We start from the raw sequence: 19738 nt of genomic DNA on the forward strand, positions 1-19738 counted from the left end.
GTCAATCCGTCCGGCCACCTGCCGGCCACTTTCCCGGCGTCCGAATCGCCAGGGCAAAATGTCCGATTGCCGGAGCTGACCCCGACTTTTAGTTTGGCAGCCACGCGGCGATGGCGCGGCCGATGGCGTCCGGGTGGTCCTCCTGGATGTTATGTGTACCTTCACCCAGTTCCACCAACTTGCAGTTTGCAAACCGCGCGGCGTAGCGTTCGGCAACTGCACGCGGCGTCAGCACGCCGTTCGGGCTGAACAGGATCAGCTTCGGATATTGGGCGGTGGCCATGATCGCTTCGTTGCGTTCAATGAGCTGGTACACATCGGCCGGCTCGCCGGCGATCGGCATCATGCGCGGGAAGGCCAGCATGGGCTTGCGCGATTCCGGCGTCGGGAACGGCGCGCGGTAGGCATCCATTTCTTCCACGGTCAGCGGGCGCAGCGAGCCCTTGGGCAGCATCTGCTCGATGAAGAAATTCTGCTGCAGCACAAACTCTTCGCCGCTGCCGGGCGCGCGCATCAGCTTGAAGCGCTCGCGTGCCTGCTCGAGCGGATGAAAGTCTTCCCACGTTGGGCTCGGGCGCACAAATTCCATCAGGGCCACGCCACGCACCTTGGTTGGATAGCGTGCTGCCAGGTGAATGGCCAGCGCACCGCCCCAGTCCTGGCCTACCAGCGTGAACAATTCGATGTCCATCTGCTGCAGGAAGGCTTCAAGATAGGCCGCATGTTCCAGGAAGCTGTATGCGATGTCGGGCTTGCCGGAAGCGCCGAAGCCGATCAGGTCCGGCGCCAGGCACCAGGCTTTGGCAGCCACGTGCGGCATGATGTCGCGCCAGATAAAGGAGTGGGTTGGATTGCCGTGCAAGAAGATCACCGCATGTGCGCTGCGTTCGCCAAGCTCGCGGTAGGCGATGGTGGAATTCAGTACGGGGATGGAATGCATGATGCCTCTCTCAGAAAAAAATGCCCACTCCGGGGAGTGGGCCAAGTCCAAAACTAGGGATGTCCTGAAAGAGACGGTTCCATCTTATGTTCGGGCCTGGCCACACTCTGTGCGTCAACTCACACAAACCTTAAAAAGGCCAGGGGGCCTCGGTCTGCTGCCATGCCGGCAGTTGCTGGATGCGTTCGAACCAGGCCAGCAGATGCTGGTATTGCTCGACCGGAACTTTTGCGCGGCCCAGGTACATCAGCGGTGCGGCCACGGCAAAGTCGGCCAGCGAGAGCTTGTCGCCGCTCAGCCACTGGCGCGTGGCCAGATGCTTGTCGAGCACGCTCGCATGCTCATGCACATAGGTTTCGCCTTTCTTGATTTCAACCGGATCCGGGCCCTCGCCGGTGACCAGTTTCTTCCACAGGTATTCCCAGGTCAGGATGCCGATCGCCGGCGCGAAGTGCTGGGCGCCGAAGAACATCCAGCGGTTGATGTCTGCGCGCTCTTTCAGGGCGGTCGGGTACAGCTCGGCGGCGCCCTGCTTGTCGGCCAGGTACTGCATGATGGCGCAGGATTCCCACAGGTGCAGGCCATCGTCTTCCAGCACCGGCACCTTGCCGCAGATGTTTACTTCTTCCAGGCGCTTGCGGTCGGCTTCGTTGGCGAAGTCGATGATGACCTGGTCGAGCTTGATGCCGAGATGGCTTGCAGTCAGCAAGACACGGCGGGCGTTGGAGGACAGTGGGTTGTGATAGAGGCGCATCGTTAAACTCCTGGTTGGGTTGATCGAATGCGCCTATCGTAACCAAGGCCCCTGACAGTTCCTGTCAGGAGTCGTCTTCGATCGCGTTTTCTTCGCGCCAGACTTTGAGCAATTGGTGGCGCGGCGCCGGGTAGCGTTCTGCAAGTGCCTCGGCCTGCGCGATGCGGTCGATGCGGAAGTGGCGGTTGGCCTTGCGCATCTCGCACCAGGCGGCAAGGATGCGGCGGCCATCGAAGAAGGCCAGCGCGAACGGCCACACCGTGCGCTCGGACATGGATCCGTTTTCGTCCTTGTAGTGGATGCGCATCTTGTGATGGCGGCGGATCGCTTCGCGCGCAGGCCGCACGAATTCATCGTGCTCCGGCGTGTCGCGCACCAGCGGCACCCACAGGCTGGTGTCGGCCATGTCGTCGCGCAGGTCTTTCGGCGTGGCGGTGGCGATCTTGGCCAGCGCATTGGCTGCGGCTTGCGCCAGCGTCGGGTCGCCCTGGCGGCGCACCCAGCGCGCCCCAAGCACCAGCGCTTCGAGTTCGTCGGTGTCGAACATCAGCGGCGGCAGGAAGAAGCCGCTGCGCAGCAGGTAGCCAAGGCCGGCCGAACCTTCCACCGGTGCGCCAAGTTCGGCCAGGGTTTGCATGTCGCGGTAAATCGTGCGTTCGGATACGCCCAGCTTTTCCGCCAGTGCAGCTGCCGTTACCGGACGGCGGCTGCCGCGCATGGCATCCATGAGCTGGAACAGGCGGCCGGTACGGCTCATTGCTGCTCCCATTTTACGAGGCGTGCAGCTTAACATAGTTATAATCGCAAAATGAGCAAGAATCCCCCAACCAAGAGCACTGCCACCAAAAGCCGCGCACTCGGCAAAGTCACCCTGTCCGATGTAGCCGCCCTCGCCGGCGTCGCGCCGATGACGGCGTCGCGCGCCATCAACCAGCCGGAGCTGGTGTCGTCCGTCCTGCGCGAGCGCGTGGAGAAGGCGGTGCAAGACCTGGGTTATGTACCGAACCGCGCCGCGCGCGCCCTGGCCTCGGCGCAATCGCGGGTCATCGTGGTGCTGGTGCCGTCGCTGGCGAATGCGGTGTTCACCGCCGTGTTGGCGGGCGTGCAGGACGCGCTCGACCCGTGCAACTACCAGATCCTGATCGGTAATACACGCTACTCCGATGCGGAAGAAGAAAAACTGCTGGCAACCTATATGCAGTCGAACCCGGACGGCATCCTGCTCAGCGGCCTGACACACAGCCCGCGCGTGCAGCAGATGCTGGCCACCTCGCGCGTGCCGGTGGTGTCGATGATGGACCTTTCCTCGGAGCCAGGCTCAATGTCGGTCGGCTTCTCGCAGGAAGACGCGGGCTACACCATTACGCGCTACCTGATCGACAAGGGCCGCAAGCGCATCGGCTACATGGCAGCGCAGCTTGATGAACGCACCCTGAAGCGCGGCGACGGCTACCGCAAAGCGATGGAGGAAGCCGGCCTGGCCGATCCAATGCTGGAGCTGATGTGCCCCGATCCGTCCACCATTGCGCTGGGCGCCGAACTGCTTGGCCGCATGCTGGCCAATATGCCGGGCCTGGATGCGATCTTCTGCTGCAACGACGACCTGGCACACGGCGCCATCTTCCAGTGCCAGCGGCGCGGCATCAAAGTGCCGGAGCAACTGGCGATCTGCGGTTTCAACGACCTGCCGGCATCGGCCTGGATGAAGCCATCGGTCACCACGGTCGGCACACCGCGCTACCAGACCGGCTTTGAAGCGGCCAACCTGCTGCTGGCCGCCATCCGCGGCACCGAAGTGCCGGCGCAGCGCATCGATCTCGGTTTCACACTGATGGCGCGCGAGAGCGCCTGACCGGATGCCGGCGCCGCGCCGCTGTATCGCACCTTACCGCTACTGGGGTTTGGCCATGCCGGACATCAGGCTCATGACCAGCCGGGTTTGCTGCTGCTCGGCGCCGCTCCCCTCGCCGGCATTGGCGACCACCAATACCCCGCTTTGGGTGTCCGGCGCCAGGGCTACCAGGGCGTTCCAGTACCCGTTGGAACCTGCGTGCATCAGTAGACGCATCGGTGCGTTAGCCGGCCAGTTGCTCTTCACTCCCCAGCCAAGGGCTGCGCCGGATTCCCCTTGGGGCGCATGGAGGAAGCGATACCCTTGCTGCGAAAGCAGTTTGCCTGCACCACGTTCACCCGCCATCTGGTCAAGCACGAACCTGGACCAATCTGCCAGGCTCATTTTCATGGTCGCGCCGGCAGGTGCGAAGAAGGGCGGGATGTCGGCAGCCAATCCTGTCAGCGGCTTGCCGGCCTTGTGACCGAGCAGCTGGCCATGGCGTGAGGGGCTGGTGTCGACCTGCATGCCGAGCGGAGCAAACACCTGTTCTTGCATCAGGTCTTCAAAGCTTTGGCCGGTGGCGCGTTCCGCAATGGCGGCGGCGATGATATAGCCGCTGTTGGAGTACTGCGAGTCTGCACGGACCGGACCCACTGGCGCTTCGTTGAGTGCGCGCTGAACGTATTCCATGCGCAGTACCGGCAGCGCACGACGGTCCTTGCGCGTGGCTTCTATGCGTTTCTCGTCACTGTTGGGCGGCAGGCCAGCACGGTGCGAGAGCAGGTCCGCCAGCGTGACGGACTGGTATTCCGTCCGCATTGCGGTGTCGGGGAGCATGTCCTTGAGCGGTGCTTCCCAGGACAGTTTGCCCGCCTCGACCAGGCGTGCGATCAGTGTTGCCGTCATTGCCTTGGCATCTGAGCCGATATGCCAATGGTCGGACAATTGCGCGTGCGCGCTGCTGCCTGCAGCACGCAGGCCGCGCACCGCTTGATCTTCAACTTTGCCGTCGCGAATGACCAGCACGGCCATTGCCGGGATGCTGCGATCTTTCAGGGCCGTGGCAAGTTGGGCGTCCAGGTCGCCTGCGTAGGCGCTGCAAGTGATCAAGGCCATGGCCGCCACGGAATAGGCGCAATAGATGGAGTGCCGCATCGATAAGTCTCCCGGTAAGGTTTTCAGGTGGCTCAAATGTAGCGCATCGTGTTTCTGCTGGAGCCGGGCATGTGACAGGCGGCGATTTCTCCGGCCTGGAATGCAAAAAAGCAGCCTTGCGGCTGCTTTTTTTCTCGAGTGAGGCGGGCTTAAACCACAGCGCCGTCGGTCTCGTCCTTTTCCTTGATCGGCTTGATCAGGTCTTCGCGCTTCACGCCCAGCCACATGGCGACGGCAGCAGCAACGAACACGGAAGAGTAGATACCGAAGCAGATACCGATGGTCAGCGCGATGGCGAAGTAGTGCAGGGTCGGGCCGCCCAGGAACAGCATCGACAACACCATCATCTGGGTACAGCCGTGGGTGATGATGGTACGCGAGATGGTGGAGGTGATCGCGTTGTCGATCACTTCATGCACGGTCATCTTGCGCTGCTTGCGGAAGTTCTCGCGGATTCGGTCGAAGATAACCACCGATTCGTTGACCGAGTAACCCAGCACCGCCAGCACGGCGGCCAGCACGGTCAGCGAGAATTCCCACTGGAAGAAGGCGAAGAAGCCCAGGATGATCACCACATCGTGCAAGTTTGCGATGATCGCGGCCACTGCGAATTTCCATTCGAAGCGGACTGCCAGGTAGATCATTACACCTACCACCACCATGATCAGGGCGTTAATGCCGTTGGTGGTCAGTTCATCGCCAACCTGTGGGCCGACGAATTCAACCTTCTGCAGCGATACGCCTTCAGTACCGTCGGCGTGCATACAGGCGCTCTTCATTTCATGCGCGCCTTTGTCGGTCACCTTGTCGATCTGGGTGACGGTGCCCTGCTCGGCCTTGCACAGTTCACCGAATACCTTGGCAGCGGTATTGGCGGCGGTAGTGCCCTTCTCGTTGGGCAGGCGGATCATGGCGTCGCGTGCGGTGTCGATACTCGACACCTCAGGGTGGTAGCCCAGGCCGGTCAAGGTGTCGCGCACCTTTTCCAGGTTGGCAGCCTGGGCGTACTTCACTTCCATCACGGTGCCGCCGGTGAATTCCACCGAGAAGTGCAGGCCTTTGTGGATCAGGAAGAACACTGCCGCCACGAAGGTCAGCGCCGAAATCACGTTGAATACCAACGCGTGGCGCATGAACGGGATGTCTTTACGGATGCGGAAAAATTCCATCTCTATTCCTTAGTTCGCAGGTTTCCAGACGGTGCCGATCGACAGCGACTGAAGTTTCTTCTTACGGCCGTACCACAGGTTCACCACGCCGCGCGAAACGAAGACTGCGGAGAACATCGAGGTCAGGATACCCAGGCTGTGCACCACGGCGAAGCCGCGCACCGCACCGGAACCGAACACCAGCAGCGCGATACCCACGATCAGGGTGGTCACGTTGGAGTCCAGGATGGTGTGCCAGGCGTGCTCGAAGCCGGCCGCAATCGCAGCCTGCGGATTGGCGCCGTTGCGCAGCTCTTCGCGGATACGCTCGTTGATCAGCACGTTGGCGTCAATTGCCATACCCAGCGCCAGCGCGATAGCCGCGATACCCGGCAGGGTCAGCGTGGCTTGCAGGCGGGACAGTACAGCGATCAGCAACAGCAGGTTGACTGCCAGTGCCAGCACACTGAAGGCGCCGAACATCATGTAGTAGATGATCATGAACACCGCGATGGCGGCAAAGCCGTACATCGTGGAGTGGAAGCCCTTGGCGATGTTTTCAGCGCCCAGTGCAGGACCCACGGTACGCTGCTCGATTACCTCCATCGGAGCGTACAGCGCGCCGGCGCGCAGCAGCAGTGCCAGTTCGGCGGAGTTCTCCATGCTGCCCATGCCAGTGATGTTGAACGTGGCACCCAGCTCGCTCTGGATCGTCGCCACCGACAGCACTTCGGCCTTCTTCTTCTCGAACAGCACGATGGCCATCTTCTTGCCGACGCGGTCGCGGGTCGCTTCGCGCATCTTGTGGCCGCCGTCGCCGTTCAGGTCGATACGGACAGCCGGCTGCTGGTTCTGCGAATCCTGGGTAGCGGTTGCGCTGGAGATGTAATCGCCGGTGAGCACCACGTCCTTGGTCAGCACGACAGGCACGCCTTTGCCGACGGTGAACAGTTCCGAGTTATACGGAATCGCTGCGTTCAGTTCGGTGCCCGGGGTGACGGTTTCGTCGACCATGCGCACTTCCAGGGTGGCGGTGCGGCCGATGATGTCTTTCGCGTGTGCGGCATCCTGCACGCCTGGCAGTTGCACCACGATGCGGTCCTGGCCTTGCTGCTGGATCACCGGTTCGGACACGCCCAGTTCATTCACGCGCTTGCCCAGGGTGGCGATGTTCTGCTGCACGCCGTTGTCCAGGGTGGCTTTCAGTGCGGCCGGCTTCAGGGTGACTACCAGGCGCAGTTCGTCGCCTTCGGTGGCGTCGACCACGTTCATGTCCGGCTGCTGGTCCTGGATGATGCCCTTGGCTTGCTGGCGCAGCGCATCTTCACGGAACTTGATGACGATGGAATCGCCCACGCGATCGATGCCGGCGTGGCGTACATTCTTATCGCGCAACTGGCTCTTGATGGCAGCCTGGGTACCCTGGATGCGCTTGGTCACCGCAGCCTGGGTGTCGACCTGCATCAGGAAGTGCACGCCGCCGCGCAGGTCCAGGCCCAGGTACATTGGCAGTGCGCCTACGGCGCGCATCCAGTCGGGCGTATTCGATACCAGGTTGACCGTGACGACATAGGTCGGGTCGTTGGGGTCCGGGTTCAGGCCTTTTTCAAGCGCCAGGCGGCCCTTGAACTGCGCGTCGGTATCGGCGAAGCGGGCGCGCACATAGGTATGCATGCCGGAGCCGTCCAGCGCTACGCCGTCGTTCTTGACGTTAGCCTGTTTCAGGAGCGTGTCCACCTGGGTCGCCAGGGCACTCGTCACCTTGACGGTGGACTTGGCGCTGGTGATCTGCAGTGCAGGTGTCTGGCCGAAGTAGTTAGGCGCCGTGTAGAGAGCGCCAAGCAGCACCACCACGACGATAAGGATGTATTTCCAGATTGGATAACGATTCATAGTCTTCAGCGTTCAGGCATGGACGGCAGGCTGGCCGCCCGCGCCGGTTATCACAGGCTCTTCAGGGTGCCTTTCGGCAGCTGGGAGGAAATGGCGTGCTTTTGCACCCAGACTTCGGTGCCCTGGGATACTTCGATGGCCACGTTCTGGTCGTTCACCTTGGTCACTTTGCCCATGATGCCGCCGATGGTCACCACTTCGTCGCCCTTGGCCAGGGCCTCCATCATGGCTTTCTGCTCTTTCGCGCGCTTTTGCTGCGGACGAATCATCAGGAAGTACATCACCACAAACATCAGGATCAGTGGTGCGAAGGTGGTCAGGTTACCCATGGCGCCGGCGTCGGCTGCGGTTTGGGCGTATGCGTTGGAAATGAACACGGTGACTCCAGTTGTTCTAGTTAAAAAATTAAGCGGTGTATTCTAGCACCAGGCCAGCTGCCGACCTATATAAGGGCGGCTTGCCGTTTTTTAAATACCACGCGCGCGATCTGCGTGGAATTGCTGCACCCAGTCCGGGAAGCGGTCTGCGTCCAACGCATCGCGCATCTGCTGCATGATGTCGAGGTAATAGTGCAGGTTGTGGATGGTGTTCAGGCGTGCCCCCAGGATCTCCTGCGCGCGGTGCAGGTGGTGCAGGTAGGCGCGGCTGAAGTTGCGGCAGGTGTAGCAGGAGCAGGTCGGGTCCAGCGGCTCCTTGTCATCCTTATAACGCGCATTCTTGATCTTGACGTCGCCGAAGCGGGTGAAGATCCAGCCATTGCGGGCATTCCGGGTCGGCATCACGCAGTCGAACATATCGACGCCATTGGCCACGCCATTCACCAGGTCTTCCGGGGTGCCGACGCCCATCAGGTAGTGCGGCTTGTTCTCCGGCAGGCGCGGGCCGACGTGCTGCAGGATGCGCATCATGTCTTCCTTTGGCTCGCCGACCGACAGGCCACCGATGGCCAGGCCCGGGAAATCAATTTCCTGGAGTCCTGCCAGCGATTCGTCGCGCAGGTTCTCATACATGCCGCCCTGGACGATGCCGAACAGCGCGTTCGGGTTCTCGCCGGCCTTGAACTCGTTCATCGAGCGCTGCGCCCAGCGCAGGGACATGCGCATCGACTTGGCAGCTTCTTCCAGCGTGGCCGGGCGGCCGTCGATTTCATACGGGGTGCATTCGTCGAACTGCATCACGATGTCGGAATTCAGCACGCGCTGGATCTGCATCGAAATTTCCGGCGACAGGAACAGCTTGTCACCGTTGATCGGCGAGTTGAAGGTCACGCCTTCCTCGGTGATCTTGCGCATTTCGCCCAAGGAGAATACCTGGAAGCCGCCGGAGTCGGTCAGGATCGGCTTGTCCCAGCCCATGAAGCCGTGCAGGCCGCCGAACTTGGACATCACGTCGTTGCCAGGGCGCAGCCACAGGTGGAAGGTGTTGCCGAGGATGATCTGGGCGCCGATTTCCTTCAACTCCAGCGGCGACATGGCCTTGACGGAACCGTAGGTACCGACCGGCATGAAGATCGGGGTCTGCACCTCGCCGTGATTGAGCTTGACCGTGCCGCGTCGGGCGTGGGTCTTGCCGGTGGTGTCTTTTTTGATGAGTTTAAATTCCAGCATCGGTAGTCCTTATGCTCTGTTGTGCGTCGTCAGCAGCATGGCATCGCCATAGCTGAAGAAGCGGTATTCGTTTGCGATCGCGTGCTGGTAGGCGTGGCGGATCTCGGTAAAGCCCGCGAAGGCGCTGACCAGCATCAGCAGCGTCGATTTCGGCAGGTGGAAGTTGGTGATCAGCCGGGTCACCGTCTTGAATTTGTACCCCGGGGTGATGAACAGGTTGGTGTCGCCGCTGCCGGCTTCCAGTCTGCCGCCCTGTGAGGCCGATTCCAGCGCGCGCAGCGAGGTCGTGCCCACTGCCACCACGTCACGACCGGCGGCGCGGGCTTCGCGCACGGCGTCCACGGTTTCCTGCGGCATGGTGTACCACTCGGTGTGCATCTTGTGTTCGGCCAGGTTCTCGGTGCGCACCGGCTGGAAGGTGCCGGCACCCACGTGCAGGGTCACGTAGGCGAACTTGACGCCTTTGTCCTTCAGCTTTTGCAGCAGCGCTTCGTCGAAGTGCAGGCCGGCAGTCGGCGCCGCCACGGCGCCGGGCACTTTGTTGAATACTGTCTGGTAGCGCGTTTCGTCCACTTCGCCCGGTGCGTGTTCGATGTAGGGCGGCAGCGGCAGGCGGCCGTATTGCTCGATCAGGTCGAACACGTCGGCATCGAAATGCAGGGTGTAGAACTCGCCGGCGCGTTCGCCGACCGTGACGTCGAAGGCATCGGCCAGGCGGATCTTCACGCCGGGGCCGGGCGATTTCGAGGCGCGCACCTGGGCCAGCACGGTGCGGGTATCGAGCACCCGCTCAACCAGCGCTTCCACCTTGCCGCCACTGTCCTTCACGCCGAAGAAACGGGCCTTCAGCACCCGGGTATTGTTCATCACCAGCAGGTCGCCGGCCTGGAGCTGGCCAAGGATGTCGGTGAACTGGCGGTCGTGCAGGATCTTGCCGTCCACATGCAGAAGGCGCGACGCGCTGCGGTCCGGCAGCGGGAACTGCGCGATGCGCTCTGGCGGCAGATGGAAATCGAAATCGGATAGCGAATACATTGACGGACTAGTAAAACTGTTGGGCAACCCTCTATTTTACGTCATTTGCCCAAATTTCACGCAAAAATGCGGCCAATCAGCGGGGTGCGTCCGAATTGCGACTGGTTGCCGCCATATAGGCTGAATGAGGCCAGCCGGCGCGCAGCCTTGTTTGCCTCCAGCGACGGGCTGTCCGTGCCGCGCGTGATGTAGAAGTCCAATGCGGCGAGCGCACAGAAGGCGGCACCGGCAATCACCACCGCGCCGTTCAGGCAGAGCAACCGCAGGTCAGCTTTCATCGTCTTTCAGTTAGAATCCAAGCCTGGTGTTTATACCATGCCCAACATGCCGGAAAAGAAGCCGCCCGCCAAAAATAAAAAACCAGCCGCCACCGCCGAGAGCAAGCTTGCCAAGCTGGGCCTGCGCACGGACATGGATCTGGTGCTGCACCTGCCCATGCGCTATGAGGATGAGACGGAAGTCCTGACGATCCGCGAAGCATGCATGCGCGGCGGCGAAGTATCGCAAGTGGAAGGCGTGGTCACCTCCAACGAAATCGCCTACAAGCCGCGCCGCCAGCTGCTGGTGCACATCGCCGACGAGACGGGCGACATCCAGCTGCGCTTCATGAATTTCTACGGCAGCCAGGTCAAGCAGTTGGCCGAAGGCACCCGCGTGCGCGCGCGCGGCGAAGTGCGGCATGGCTTCTTTGGCGCCGAGATGGTGCACCCGGCCTACAAGATCGTGAACGAAGGCGCGCCGCTGCCGACTTCCCTCACGCCGGTCTACCCTTCCGGCGAAGGCTTGTCGCAACTGGTGCTGCGCCGCGCGATTGCCGACGCCATGAAGCGGGTGGACTGGACTGACACCCTGCCGCCGGAAATCATCAAGACCATGCGCCTGCATCCGCTCGAAAGCGCGGTGCGCACCTTGCATTACCCACCGGCGGAAGCCGACGAGAACGCGCTGATCGACCGCACGCACCCGGCCTGGACCCGCGTGAAATTCGACGAACTGCTGGCGCAGCAACTCTCGCTGAAACGGGCGCAGCGCGCCCGCCGCGCCAAGGGTGCCGCAGTGCTGGGCAAGGCCGGTACGCTGTCGTCCGCCTTCGAAGCCTCGCTGCCGTTCAAGCTGACCAAAGCCCAGCAGCGCGTGCTGAAGGAAATCCGCGCCGATATCAAGCAGCCCTATCCCATGCAACGCCTGCTGCAGGGCGATGTCGGCAGCGGCAAGACCATCGTGGCCGCGCTGTCCGCCGCGCAAGCGATCGACAGCGGCTACCAGGCTGCCCTGATGGCGCCCACCGAGATCCTGGCCGACCAGCACTTCCGCAAGATCGCCGCCTGGCTGGAACCGCTCGGCGTGAAGGTTGCCTGGCTGACCGGCAGCCTGAAAAAGAAAGAAAAGGAAGCCGCCTGCGCGCTGGTGGAATCCGGCGAAGCGCAACTGGTGATCGGCACCCACGCCCTCATCCAGGACACGGTGCAGTTCGCCAAGCTCGGCCTGGTGATCGTAGACGAGCAGCACCGCTTCGGCGTCGGCCAGCGCCTGACCTTGCGCAACAAAGGCAATGGCGACAACGTGCCGCACCAGTTGATGATGTCCGCTACGCCGATCCCGCGCACGCTGGCCATGACCTACTACGCCGACCTGGAAGTCTCGGTGATCGACGAGCTGCCGCCAGGCCGCACGCCGATCGTCACCGCCGTGGTCGACCAGAACCGCCGCGATGAAGTGATCGCCCGCGTGCATGCCGCCGCGCTGGAAGGGCGCCAGGCATACTGGGTCTGCCCGCTGATCGAAGAATCGGAAGCGCTGCAACTGCAAACCGCGACCGAGACCCACGAGACGCTCGCGGCTGCCCTGCCCGACTTGCGCGTCGGCCTGGTGCACGGCCGCCTCAAGCCTGCCGAAAAAGCGGAAGTGATGGATGCATTTGCCGCCGGTGCAATCCACGTCCTGGTCGCAACGACCGTGATCGAGGTTGGCGTCGACGTGCCGAATTCCTCGCTGATGGTGATTGAGCACGCGGAGCGTTTCGGACTGTCGCAGCTGCACCAGCTACGCGGACGCGTGGGCCGCGGTTCGGCCGCGTCGGTCTGCCTGCTGCTATATCAAAGCCCGCTCGGCCCCGTCGCCAAGCAACGCCTGATGACGATGCGCGAAACCACTGACGGTTTCGAGATCGCCCGGCGCGACCTGGAGATCCGCGGCCCCGGCGAATTCCTGGGCTCGCGCCAGTCCGGCCAGGCCATGCTGCGTTTCGCCGACCTGGAAACGGACGGCTGGCTGGTCGACCAGGCGCGCGACCTGGCGCATGCCTTGCTGCACGAAGCCACGCCCGCCAACCAGGCTACTGTGGAAGCCCACCTGGAGCGCTGGCTGGGCGGCCGCGAAGAGTTCCTGAAGGTTTAACGCGCCGGCTGCTCGAAGATGCAGCCTACGTAAGCCTGTACGACAAGCTGCATGCGGTCGGAATGCAGCAAGCCAGCGCCAACAACACCGCAGCCGAAATATTCGTTTTAACCATTATCTAGTTCCGGCTGGTTGGGGTTGCAACCAGCGACTCGACTTCCGCGGTCAAGGAAATGATGCGTGGAACGCCATTGACCAGCGCGATCTCGGCCTTCTGCTTGCTCAGCGACTCCATGCGCTCGCCCGGCAGCAGCACGACTTCTTTGGCGACGTCGCGCGCAGTAGCGCTGTGGCCATTGGCAGACAGCAACACCTCGCGCTTGCTGACTTCATATGTCGACTGGAGTTGTACTCTCCACAGCCCTTCCAGCATCGCTTTGTACTCGTCCACGCTCATGCGCGACAAGCCACCGCCCCTGCCCGGCATCGATACCATGATCATCGCGTTCGGCGCGAAATTGGCCATCAGGCGGTCGGAATCGTGGCGCTGGACCGAAGTTTCAACATTTCCCATCACCGTCAGCACTTCCGCTTCGGTGAGCCGCTTGCTGTCGCAGGCAGCTAAGGCGGCAAAAGTTGTGATAACTATTGCAAGTTTTTTCATATACGCAATGATACATTATGTGACATATGTCGCATAAACTCCTTGCCTTCGTGCGACACTTGTCGCACAATGCCGTCATACGTCACAAGGAGCTCCCCATGGCCATTCCATCCATTACAGAATTAACGCTGCTCAAGGCACTTTGGAAACAGCACCCGCTCAGCGCCCGCGAAACCCATGAACGCGTGGAGGAAGAACTGGCCTGGTCCTACTCCTCCACGCGCAAAACCCTGGAGCGTATGCTGGAGAAAGGCATGATCAGCTTGCATTCCGCCCATGGTATGAACGTATACGCGCCAGTACTCGAAAAGGTTGAAACGCTGGCTGCATTTGCCCACGATTTCAGCCACCGCGTGATGGAAATGAACGCGCCGCTGCCGGTGAATATGTTCACCGGCTCCAAACTGGTGAACCCGAACGAGCTGAAAGAGCTAGAACAGTTGCTGAGCGAATGGCCGGAAGACAAGGAGTAAGGCGATGTTCGCATTAGTCTTCCTGCAAGCGAGCATTGCCAGCATGCTGGCCGGCGCCTGCACCTGGCTCATGCTGCGCAGTGCAGCGCGCGCCTGGCCCGGCCTTGTAGCGCGGCGCACACCCTGGCTGTTGGGTGTCGTTGCGATTGCAGCTACCCTTGCGCTTGGGCTGCTGCCTGGGACTGCCCGTCTGAGCATTGTTTCGGCCCTTGAACTGCCCGCCGTCCTGGCTCCGGCCGGCCAGGACGATGCCGCCCGCGCTGGCGCCGTCAGCAGCGCCATTGCCGAAGAGGACGCGGCATACGACGAGCATGGCGCCACGCCGATCGAACCGGCGCCAGCGCTGCTCTGGCTGGGCTATTCCTGGCTTGCGCTCTACGGCACCGGCCTGGCCGTTGCGACAGCACGCTGGCTGCACGCCAGGCGCAGGCTGGACGCGCTGCTGTCAGTTTCGCAGCGGCTGGACCATTTCGACCTGGCCGCCCATCCCGGCTTCGCCAGCCTGCACCGCAAGCTGCCGGAGGTACGCGAAATCGATGCGCCAATTGCGCCCATGCTGGTTGGCCTGGCGTGCCCAGTCCTGCTGCTGCCGCGCCACCTGCGCGATTTCGATCCCGTCCAACAGCGGCTGGTGGTCGAACATGAACTGACCCATTTCGCCCGCCGTGATCCGCTGTGGATGCACGTCTGCATCCTGCTGCAGGCCATCCAATGGTTCAACCCCATGGTGGCCCGCCTGGGCCAGCGCATGGCATGGGCGCAGGAACTGGGTTGCGACCGCGCCGTGCTGCAAGGCCGTCCCGCCACCCAGCGCCGCGCCTATGCCGCCGCGCTGGTGGCGCAAATGCGCATGCAGGCCGCTCCCGGCTATGGCCACGCGCTTGCCTTCGGCGGCCGCGTGGTGGACGCTGTGGCCGCCCGCATCGGCATGATTCGTGACGGCGTCCCCGCAACGCCGCGCGCAGTTGCCGGCGCATTGGGCTGGGCAGCGCTGCCCGCGCTGCTTGCCGCCTGCGTCCTGCTGCAGCCAGCCCTGGCATGGCGCCTCGAGGCTCCGGCGCCCGCCCCGCTCGCTGCCGCTGCGCCGGCCAGCCTGCCACGCTGGCAAGCCCCGATGGAACGCCTGCGCGTCAGCGCCTTTTTCGGCATCCTGCACGCACCAACCGGTCGCCTGCATGGGGGCATGGACTTCGCTGCCCGCACCGGCACGCCTATCGTCGCACCGGCGGACGGCATTGTCGTCTCCTCAACCAGCAACTACCTGGGTGAGGACAAGTGGGGTGAGCTGGTCGCCATCGAACACGCCAATGGCCTGCGCTCGCTGTACGCCCATATGGACAAGCGCCTGGTCAGTGAAGGTGAGCGCGTCAGGGCCGGCCAGCAGATCGGCACGGCCGGCGCCAGCGGCAAAGCCACCGGTCCACACCTGCACATGGAAGTCAGCCGCAACGGCCACAACATCGACCCGCAAGACTTGCTCGGCAACCTGGAAAGCAACGCCACCCGAACCGCGCTGCAACGCCTGAAAACCAGCCGCGCCTCTTAAATACACCTCCGCCCCTGGCCAGATGCCGCGCACTGCCCGGCAGTGGCGGCGTTCGCCCTGAGGAACCGCAATGAAGAAGAGCATATTCATGCTGGCCGCCGCGCTGGCAGCCCAAGCCGCGCCTGCGCAGCCCGTCGTCGAGATCAAAGCAGCGCGCCTCGACCAGCGCAAGGAAGATACCGCCAGCACCGTCGTGCTGACACGCGAAGAGCTGGCGGCAAATGGCGACCGTACCGTTGCCGATGCGCTGCGCCGCCTGCCCGGCATCACCATCGGCGACAGCGCCGGCATCCGCATGCGCGGCCTGGGCAAGGGCTACACGCAAATACTGCTGAACGGCCAACCCGCTCCCAACGGCTTCTCGCTGGACAGCCTGCCGCCGGAAGTCATCGAGCGTGTCGAAGTGCTGCGCACCGCTTCCGCTGTCCTGGGTACGCAAGGCATCGCCGGCACCATCAACATCGTGCTGCGCAAATCGGTCAGCCGCAACACGCAGGAAATGCAAATCGGGATGGACAGCCTGCATGCCGCCTGGTCGCCGCGCCTCAGCGCGCAATCCACCGGCAAGGCCGACAACTGGTCGCATAACGTCAGCGCCGTGCTGTCGCGCAGCAGCACGCCGGCCGACCGCACCATCACTGACAGCGGCCCCGGCATGCTGCGCACCATCCGCTCGCACGAGGACAACGCCGGCGAATCGCTCAACCTCAGCCCGCGCCTGAACTGGAGCACCGCCAATGGCGACAGCTTCGCGCTGCAAACCATCGCCACCGTGAACCGGCGCGACATCAACTACCGCTCGCAGGAGGAAGTGCAGCTCGGCCCATCCGGCGACTTTGCCGATGTGCGCAGCCGCTTCCGCATGCGCGGATATCTCCTGCGCGGCGAGCTGACATGGCAACGCCCGCTGGCCAACGGCGCGCAATGGGAACTCAAGCTGGGCGGCAACACGGCGCCGCGCGATACCGACTTCGATTTTTCCGGCCTGCCGCTGGCCGGACCCGGCCCCACCGTGCGCCACGTCGACGGCGACATCCGCGAACACGGTTTCAATTACGGCGGCAAGTATTCCCATCCGCTTGGCAACGGCTACGCCCTGGTTGCGGGTTGGGACGGTTCCGCCATCCAGCGCATGCAAACCCGCATCGAGCATGAATACAATCACGCCGGCGCGCTCAACTTCCTGCGCGACGACCGCTATGACGGCCGCATCGAGCGCCTGGCAGCCTTTGCGCAGGATGAATGGAAGCACGATGCCGACGCCTGGTCCGCCGGCCTGCGCTGGGAAACCATGCGCACCCAGGCCCACGGACGCAATACCGAAGCGGTGCGCCAGCGCAGCACTGTCGTCAGCCCCGTGCTCGAATGGATGCGCAAGCTGCCCGGCGACAGCCAGTTGCGCCTTGGCGCCAGCCGCAGTTACAAGTCGCCCAATATGCTCGACCTGATCCCGCGCCGCTTCACCTCGGACAATAACAACAGTCCGACCAATCCCGACACCCAGGGCAACCCCTCCCTGCGTCCCGAACTGGCCTGGGGCCTCGACGCCGGCATCGACTACTACTTCGCCAAGGACAACCTGCTCAGCGCCAGCATTTATATGCGCGACATCGACAACGTGATCCTGCCGACGGTGTACCGCGATGGCGAGCGCTGGGTCAGCATGCCGGCCAACCATGGAGGAGCGCGCGTGCACGGGCTCACGCTGGAACTGCGCACGCCGCTCACAGCGGCGCTCTCGATACGTGCCAACGCCACCTTCAACCGCTCCCGCCTCGACCGCGTGCCCGGTCCCGACAACCGGCTTGCCGCGCAAACGCCACTGAGCGGCATCGCCGCCATCAGCTACCGGCGCACCGCGCTGACGCTGGACGCCGAGTTCTCCTACGAAGCCGGCGGCCCAAGCCGCGATTCCGCGACCTTCGTTTCAAGCGCGCCCTATCAGCGCAAGCTGGACCTGCGCGCCACCTGGAAACTGTCGCCGCACCAGGAGTTCCGGCTCGCCCTGTCCGACGCATTGCACCCCGACCGCACCGGAACCGATCGCTACGAAGGCCCGGCCTGGCGCCAGACCAGCATCGGCACGCGCGGCGGCGCCACGTTGCGCCTCAACTACAAGCGGAACATCAACTAGCAAAAGAAATATTGTCTGTTCCCTATGGATTTGCCAGAACGCATCTTATTATGCGAAACTCGCCCGCTATGCCGAAGATCACCAACCTCCTCCTGATGGCCATGCTGGCCGCCGCCAACGTCTTGCAGCCTGCCGCCGCGATGCCTGAGCCATTGGACATTCCGCCGCCGCAGGAAGAAAAAGAGGCGAAAGAATCGCTCCTGCAGCAATGGCGCTTGCCGCTGGAAGGGGGCCGTGTCAGCAGCTTCTTTGGCGCCGCACGCGGACGCCGCGCACATGGCGGCATCGACTTCTCCGTGCCGCGCAACACGCCGGTCATGGCGACCGATGACGGCACCGTGGTCGCTTCCGGCATGGGCTACCTGGGTGACCGCAAATACGGCAATGTAGTGGTGATCGAACATGAAGGCGGGCTGCGTTCGCTGTACGCCCACCTGAACAAGCGCAATGTGAGCGTGGGCGACAGCGTGAGCGCCGGCGAATTGATCGGCCTCTCCGGCGCCACCGGCCACGCCACCGGCCCGCACCTGCACCTGGAAGCCTACCAGGACGGCACCCGCATCGACCCGAACCGCTTCATGCTGGCCAACCTGGAAGACAACGCGCTACCGTCGGCCATGCATGCCAAGCGCACCGGCGTTGAAGAAGTGCCGCCGGCGCCGCACAAGGCCGGCAAGGGCAGGAAGGAAAAATCCGCCCGCGTTGCCAGCGCCAAGTCTTCGAACAGGAAAACGCAGCTCGCCCAGAAGACCAGCAAGTCGCGCCAGCACGCTTAACGCGGCTTTTCCTCGTTCAGGGCTGCGATCAGGGCGTCGTAATTCAAGCCTTCCTGCAGGCGCTTGCCGCGCACCACGAATAGCGGAAAGCCGGTCCCGTGCAGGCGATCAAACTGGTCCCTGCAATGCAAATCGCCTTCAACGTCGCACTCGGTATAAGGGATGTCGCTGGCAGCGAAAGTCGCTTTCGCTGCCTTGCAATAGCCGCACCATGGAGCCGAGTACAGCGTGATATCGCTGCGCTTTGCGCCCGTTGCGGCTGACTGCAAGCGCTCCTCAACCGTTCCCGCCACCGTGTTGCCCACCGTCTCCGGCCCACGCATTTGCGTCACATATTTAGTAACGCCCCATCCGGCCGCGACGACGATAACGATCTTGAGCAGCGGCTCCCAATTCCAGCCCTGCTTCGCTTGCACAGGCGTCGAAGCGTAATGCCGGACCACGGAAACGGATGGCTCATTGGCTTTGGCATAGCAAACGCCGCAGGAAGGACATTGCCACTCCGGATTGGAGGCATCAGGCGGCCGAATATGGCGACATTTCGGACAAATTATGGTTTGGGCCATTCAGACTCCGGAAATAAAACTAAAGTTCGGCTCTCATACCGCCACGCGCGGCAAACCGGTGCGCCAAGCCCAGTGCATTGACGGGTGTGTCGCTGCAAATCCTGAATCCGACATAATCGCCGGCCGGCTCCAGCCAGTTCTGCTTTTGCGCATCGACCACGCGCCAGGCGCCGTCCAGATAAAGCTCTGCCCAGTTATGATAGTCTCCCGGCGCCGGCACGACATCCCTTGATGCTACATAGCCGCCCAGCACCCGCGCCGGAATCCCGTTTGCTCGGGCCAGTGCAGCCACCAGTTGTGAATACTCCGTGCAATCGCCGCGCCGGTGCTCGAGCGCGTATAGCGCACCGTAGTCGTCCGCCAGGTAACCAGCATAATTCAAATTGCCGCGCACCCAATCGAAAATCGCACGGGCCGTCGCCAGTGGCGAGCCCGCTTTCAACTGCTCCGCAAGCGCCTGGATGGCTGGGTGGCCGGTTTCGACATACCGCTCGGCCCGCAGCCATTCGCCTTCCTGGCCTGGCGGAGAGGGCATAGCCGCCTCCGATATATCGACTGTCACCGTCAGGCCCATTTGCTTGCGCCCATAGGCCGGGAACGAGTCCAGGTTGAGCTCCAGCCAATTATGTCCCAGGCGGTCCATCTGCAGTTTATGCGGCGCCGCCAGCTCGACACTGCGTAGTTTTTGGCCGCGCTCCAGGTTCGCCGGCAAATAGCACAGGAACTGCTGTGCCCCCAGCGCCTCGCCGCCGGGGTTGCTCAACGCAAGGCCGAAACGCAGGCGGCGCGTGCCGCCCGCAGCAACGACGGGCGCCAGCGGCAGCGCCAGCAGCGCAAGCGCGCCGGCCGAAAATACAAAGTCTCGCCTGCGCATGG

At 63.0% G+C, this 19738-nt stretch carries 19 protein-coding genes; 6 read left to right on the top strand and 13 right to left on the bottom strand.

Translation table 11 applies throughout. The features are described 5' to 3' along the window. Nucleotides 1-88: 88 nt before the first annotated feature. The 3 genes from ASD58_RS17680 to ASD58_RS17690 form a co-directional block, all read right to left on the bottom strand. Nucleotides 89-940, bottom strand: a complete 852-nt coding sequence (locus ASD58_RS17680) for a haloalkane dehalogenase (RefSeq protein ID WP_057262545.1) — start codon at nucleotides 938-940, stop codon at nucleotides 89-91. A 130-nt stretch (nucleotides 941-1070) separates the two neighbouring features. Next, nucleotides 1071-1694 (bottom strand): glutathione S-transferase family protein, encoded by a 624-nt coding sequence (locus ASD58_RS17685; protein ID WP_057262546.1) that lies wholly within the window; start codon nucleotides 1692-1694, stop codon nucleotides 1071-1073. 64 nt (nucleotides 1695-1758) lie between these two features. After that, nucleotides 1759-2451, bottom strand: a complete 693-nt coding sequence (locus ASD58_RS17690) for a YafY family protein (RefSeq protein WP_057262547.1) — start codon at nucleotides 2449-2451, stop codon at nucleotides 1759-1761. A gap of 51 nt (nucleotides 2452-2502) precedes the next feature. Between ASD58_RS17690 and ASD58_RS17695 the strand changes: the two genes are divergently transcribed. Continuing rightward, nucleotides 2503-3546, top strand: a complete 1044-nt coding sequence (locus ASD58_RS17695) for a LacI family DNA-binding transcriptional regulator (protein ID WP_057262548.1) — start codon at nucleotides 2503-2505, stop codon at nucleotides 3544-3546. Between the two features lie 39 nt (nucleotides 3547-3585). Here the strand turns inward: ASD58_RS17695 and ASD58_RS17700 are convergent, their stop codons facing one another. The 7 genes from ASD58_RS17700 to ASD58_RS17730 all read right to left on the bottom strand — a co-directional run bounded on the left by ASD58_RS17700 (nucleotide 3586) and on the right by ASD58_RS17730 (nucleotide 10644). Continuing rightward, complete coding sequence (locus ASD58_RS17700; protein ID WP_057262549.1) at nucleotides 3586-4683, bottom strand: serine hydrolase; 1098 nt, start codon at nucleotides 4681-4683, stop codon at nucleotides 3586-3588. A gap of 149 nt (nucleotides 4684-4832) precedes the next feature. Next, nucleotides 4833-5852 (bottom strand): protein translocase subunit SecF, encoded by a 1020-nt coding sequence (secF, locus tag ASD58_RS17705; protein WP_057262550.1) that lies wholly within the window; start codon nucleotides 5850-5852, stop codon nucleotides 4833-4835. A 9-nt stretch (nucleotides 5853-5861) separates the two neighbouring features. Next, nucleotides 5862-7724, bottom strand: coding sequence for a protein translocase subunit SecD (gene secD, locus ASD58_RS17710; protein ID WP_057262551.1), 1863 nt, complete (start codon nucleotides 7722-7724; stop codon nucleotides 5862-5864). A 50-nt stretch (nucleotides 7725-7774) separates the two neighbouring features. Continuing rightward, a complete protein-coding gene (gene yajC / locus ASD58_RS17715) occupies nucleotides 7775-8101 on the bottom strand; it encodes a preprotein translocase subunit YajC (protein WP_057262552.1) in 327 nt (108 codons plus the stop codon). Between the two features lie 90 nt (nucleotides 8102-8191). Continuing rightward, a complete protein-coding gene (gene tgt, locus ASD58_RS17720; protein ID WP_057262553.1) occupies nucleotides 8192-9331 on the bottom strand; it encodes a tRNA guanosine(34) transglycosylase Tgt in 1140 nt (379 codons plus the stop codon). 9 nt (nucleotides 9332-9340) lie between these two features. Beyond that, the gene (gene queA, locus ASD58_RS17725; RefSeq protein WP_057262554.1) at nucleotides 9341-10366 is read right to left on the bottom strand and encodes a tRNA preQ1(34) S-adenosylmethionine ribosyltransferase-isomerase QueA; all 1026 of its coding nucleotides are present in this window, start codon (nucleotides 10364-10366) and stop codon (nucleotides 9341-9343) included. 56 nt (nucleotides 10367-10422) lie between these two features. Further along, nucleotides 10423-10644, bottom strand: a complete 222-nt coding sequence (locus ASD58_RS17730; protein ID WP_057262555.1) for a hypothetical protein — start codon at nucleotides 10642-10644, stop codon at nucleotides 10423-10425. 46 nt (nucleotides 10645-10690) lie between these two features. Between ASD58_RS17730 and recG the strand changes: the two genes are divergently transcribed. Beyond that, on the top strand, nucleotides 10691-12763 hold the full coding sequence (gene recG / locus ASD58_RS17735; protein ID WP_156401346.1) for an ATP-dependent DNA helicase RecG: 2073 nt from the start codon (nucleotides 10691-10693) through the stop codon (nucleotides 12761-12763). Nucleotides 12764-12881: 118 nt separating this feature from the next. On the opposite strand, the gene ASD58_RS17740 is transcribed toward recG, so the two are convergent. Next, nucleotides 12882-13367: a hypothetical protein gene (locus ASD58_RS17740; protein WP_057262557.1), complete on the bottom strand. Its 486-nt coding sequence runs from the start codon at nucleotides 13365-13367 to the stop codon at nucleotides 12882-12884. A gap of 98 nt (nucleotides 13368-13465) precedes the next feature. On the opposite strand from ASD58_RS17740, the gene ASD58_RS17745 reads away from it, so the two are divergent. From ASD58_RS17745 to ASD58_RS17760, 4 genes are all read left to right on the top strand, one after another. Beyond that, nucleotides 13466-13840: a BlaI/MecI/CopY family transcriptional regulator gene (locus ASD58_RS17745; protein ID WP_057262558.1), complete on the top strand. Its 375-nt coding sequence runs from the start codon at nucleotides 13466-13468 to the stop codon at nucleotides 13838-13840. 4 nt (nucleotides 13841-13844) lie between these two features. Continuing rightward, nucleotides 13845-15386, top strand: a complete 1542-nt coding sequence (locus ASD58_RS17750; RefSeq protein WP_057262559.1) for a M23/M56 family metallopeptidase — start codon at nucleotides 13845-13847, stop codon at nucleotides 15384-15386. Nucleotides 15387-15456: 70 nt separating this feature from the next. Next, on the top strand, nucleotides 15457-17520 hold the full coding sequence (locus ASD58_RS17755; protein WP_057262560.1) for a TonB-dependent siderophore receptor: 2064 nt from the start codon (nucleotides 15457-15459) through the stop codon (nucleotides 17518-17520). Nucleotides 17521-17570: 50 nt separating this feature from the next. Continuing rightward, complete coding sequence (locus ASD58_RS17760) at nucleotides 17571-18296, top strand: M23 family metallopeptidase (RefSeq protein WP_082565499.1); 726 nt, start codon at nucleotides 17571-17573, stop codon at nucleotides 18294-18296. Here the strand turns inward: ASD58_RS17760 and ASD58_RS17765 are convergent. Together ASD58_RS17765 and ASD58_RS17770 are read right to left on the bottom strand one after the other, a co-directional pair. Next, nucleotides 18293-18739 carry a glutaredoxin family protein gene (locus tag ASD58_RS17765; RefSeq protein ID WP_057262562.1) on the bottom strand — a complete coding sequence of 149 codons (447 nt, stop codon included), beginning with the start codon at nucleotides 18737-18739 and terminating at the stop codon, nucleotides 18293-18295. The genes ASD58_RS17760 and ASD58_RS17765 overlap by 4 nt on opposite strands. Before the next feature lie 142 nt (nucleotides 18740-18881). After that, nucleotides 18882-19736, bottom strand: a complete 855-nt coding sequence (locus ASD58_RS17770) for a transglutaminase family protein (protein WP_057262563.1) — start codon at nucleotides 19734-19736, stop codon at nucleotides 18882-18884. Nucleotides 19737-19738: the final 2 nt, after the last annotated feature.

It is taken from the genome of Duganella sp. Root1480D1, assembly GCF_001427305.1.
In the GTDB taxonomy this organism is placed as follows: domain Bacteria; phylum Pseudomonadota; class Gammaproteobacteria; order Burkholderiales; family Burkholderiaceae_D; genus Rugamonas.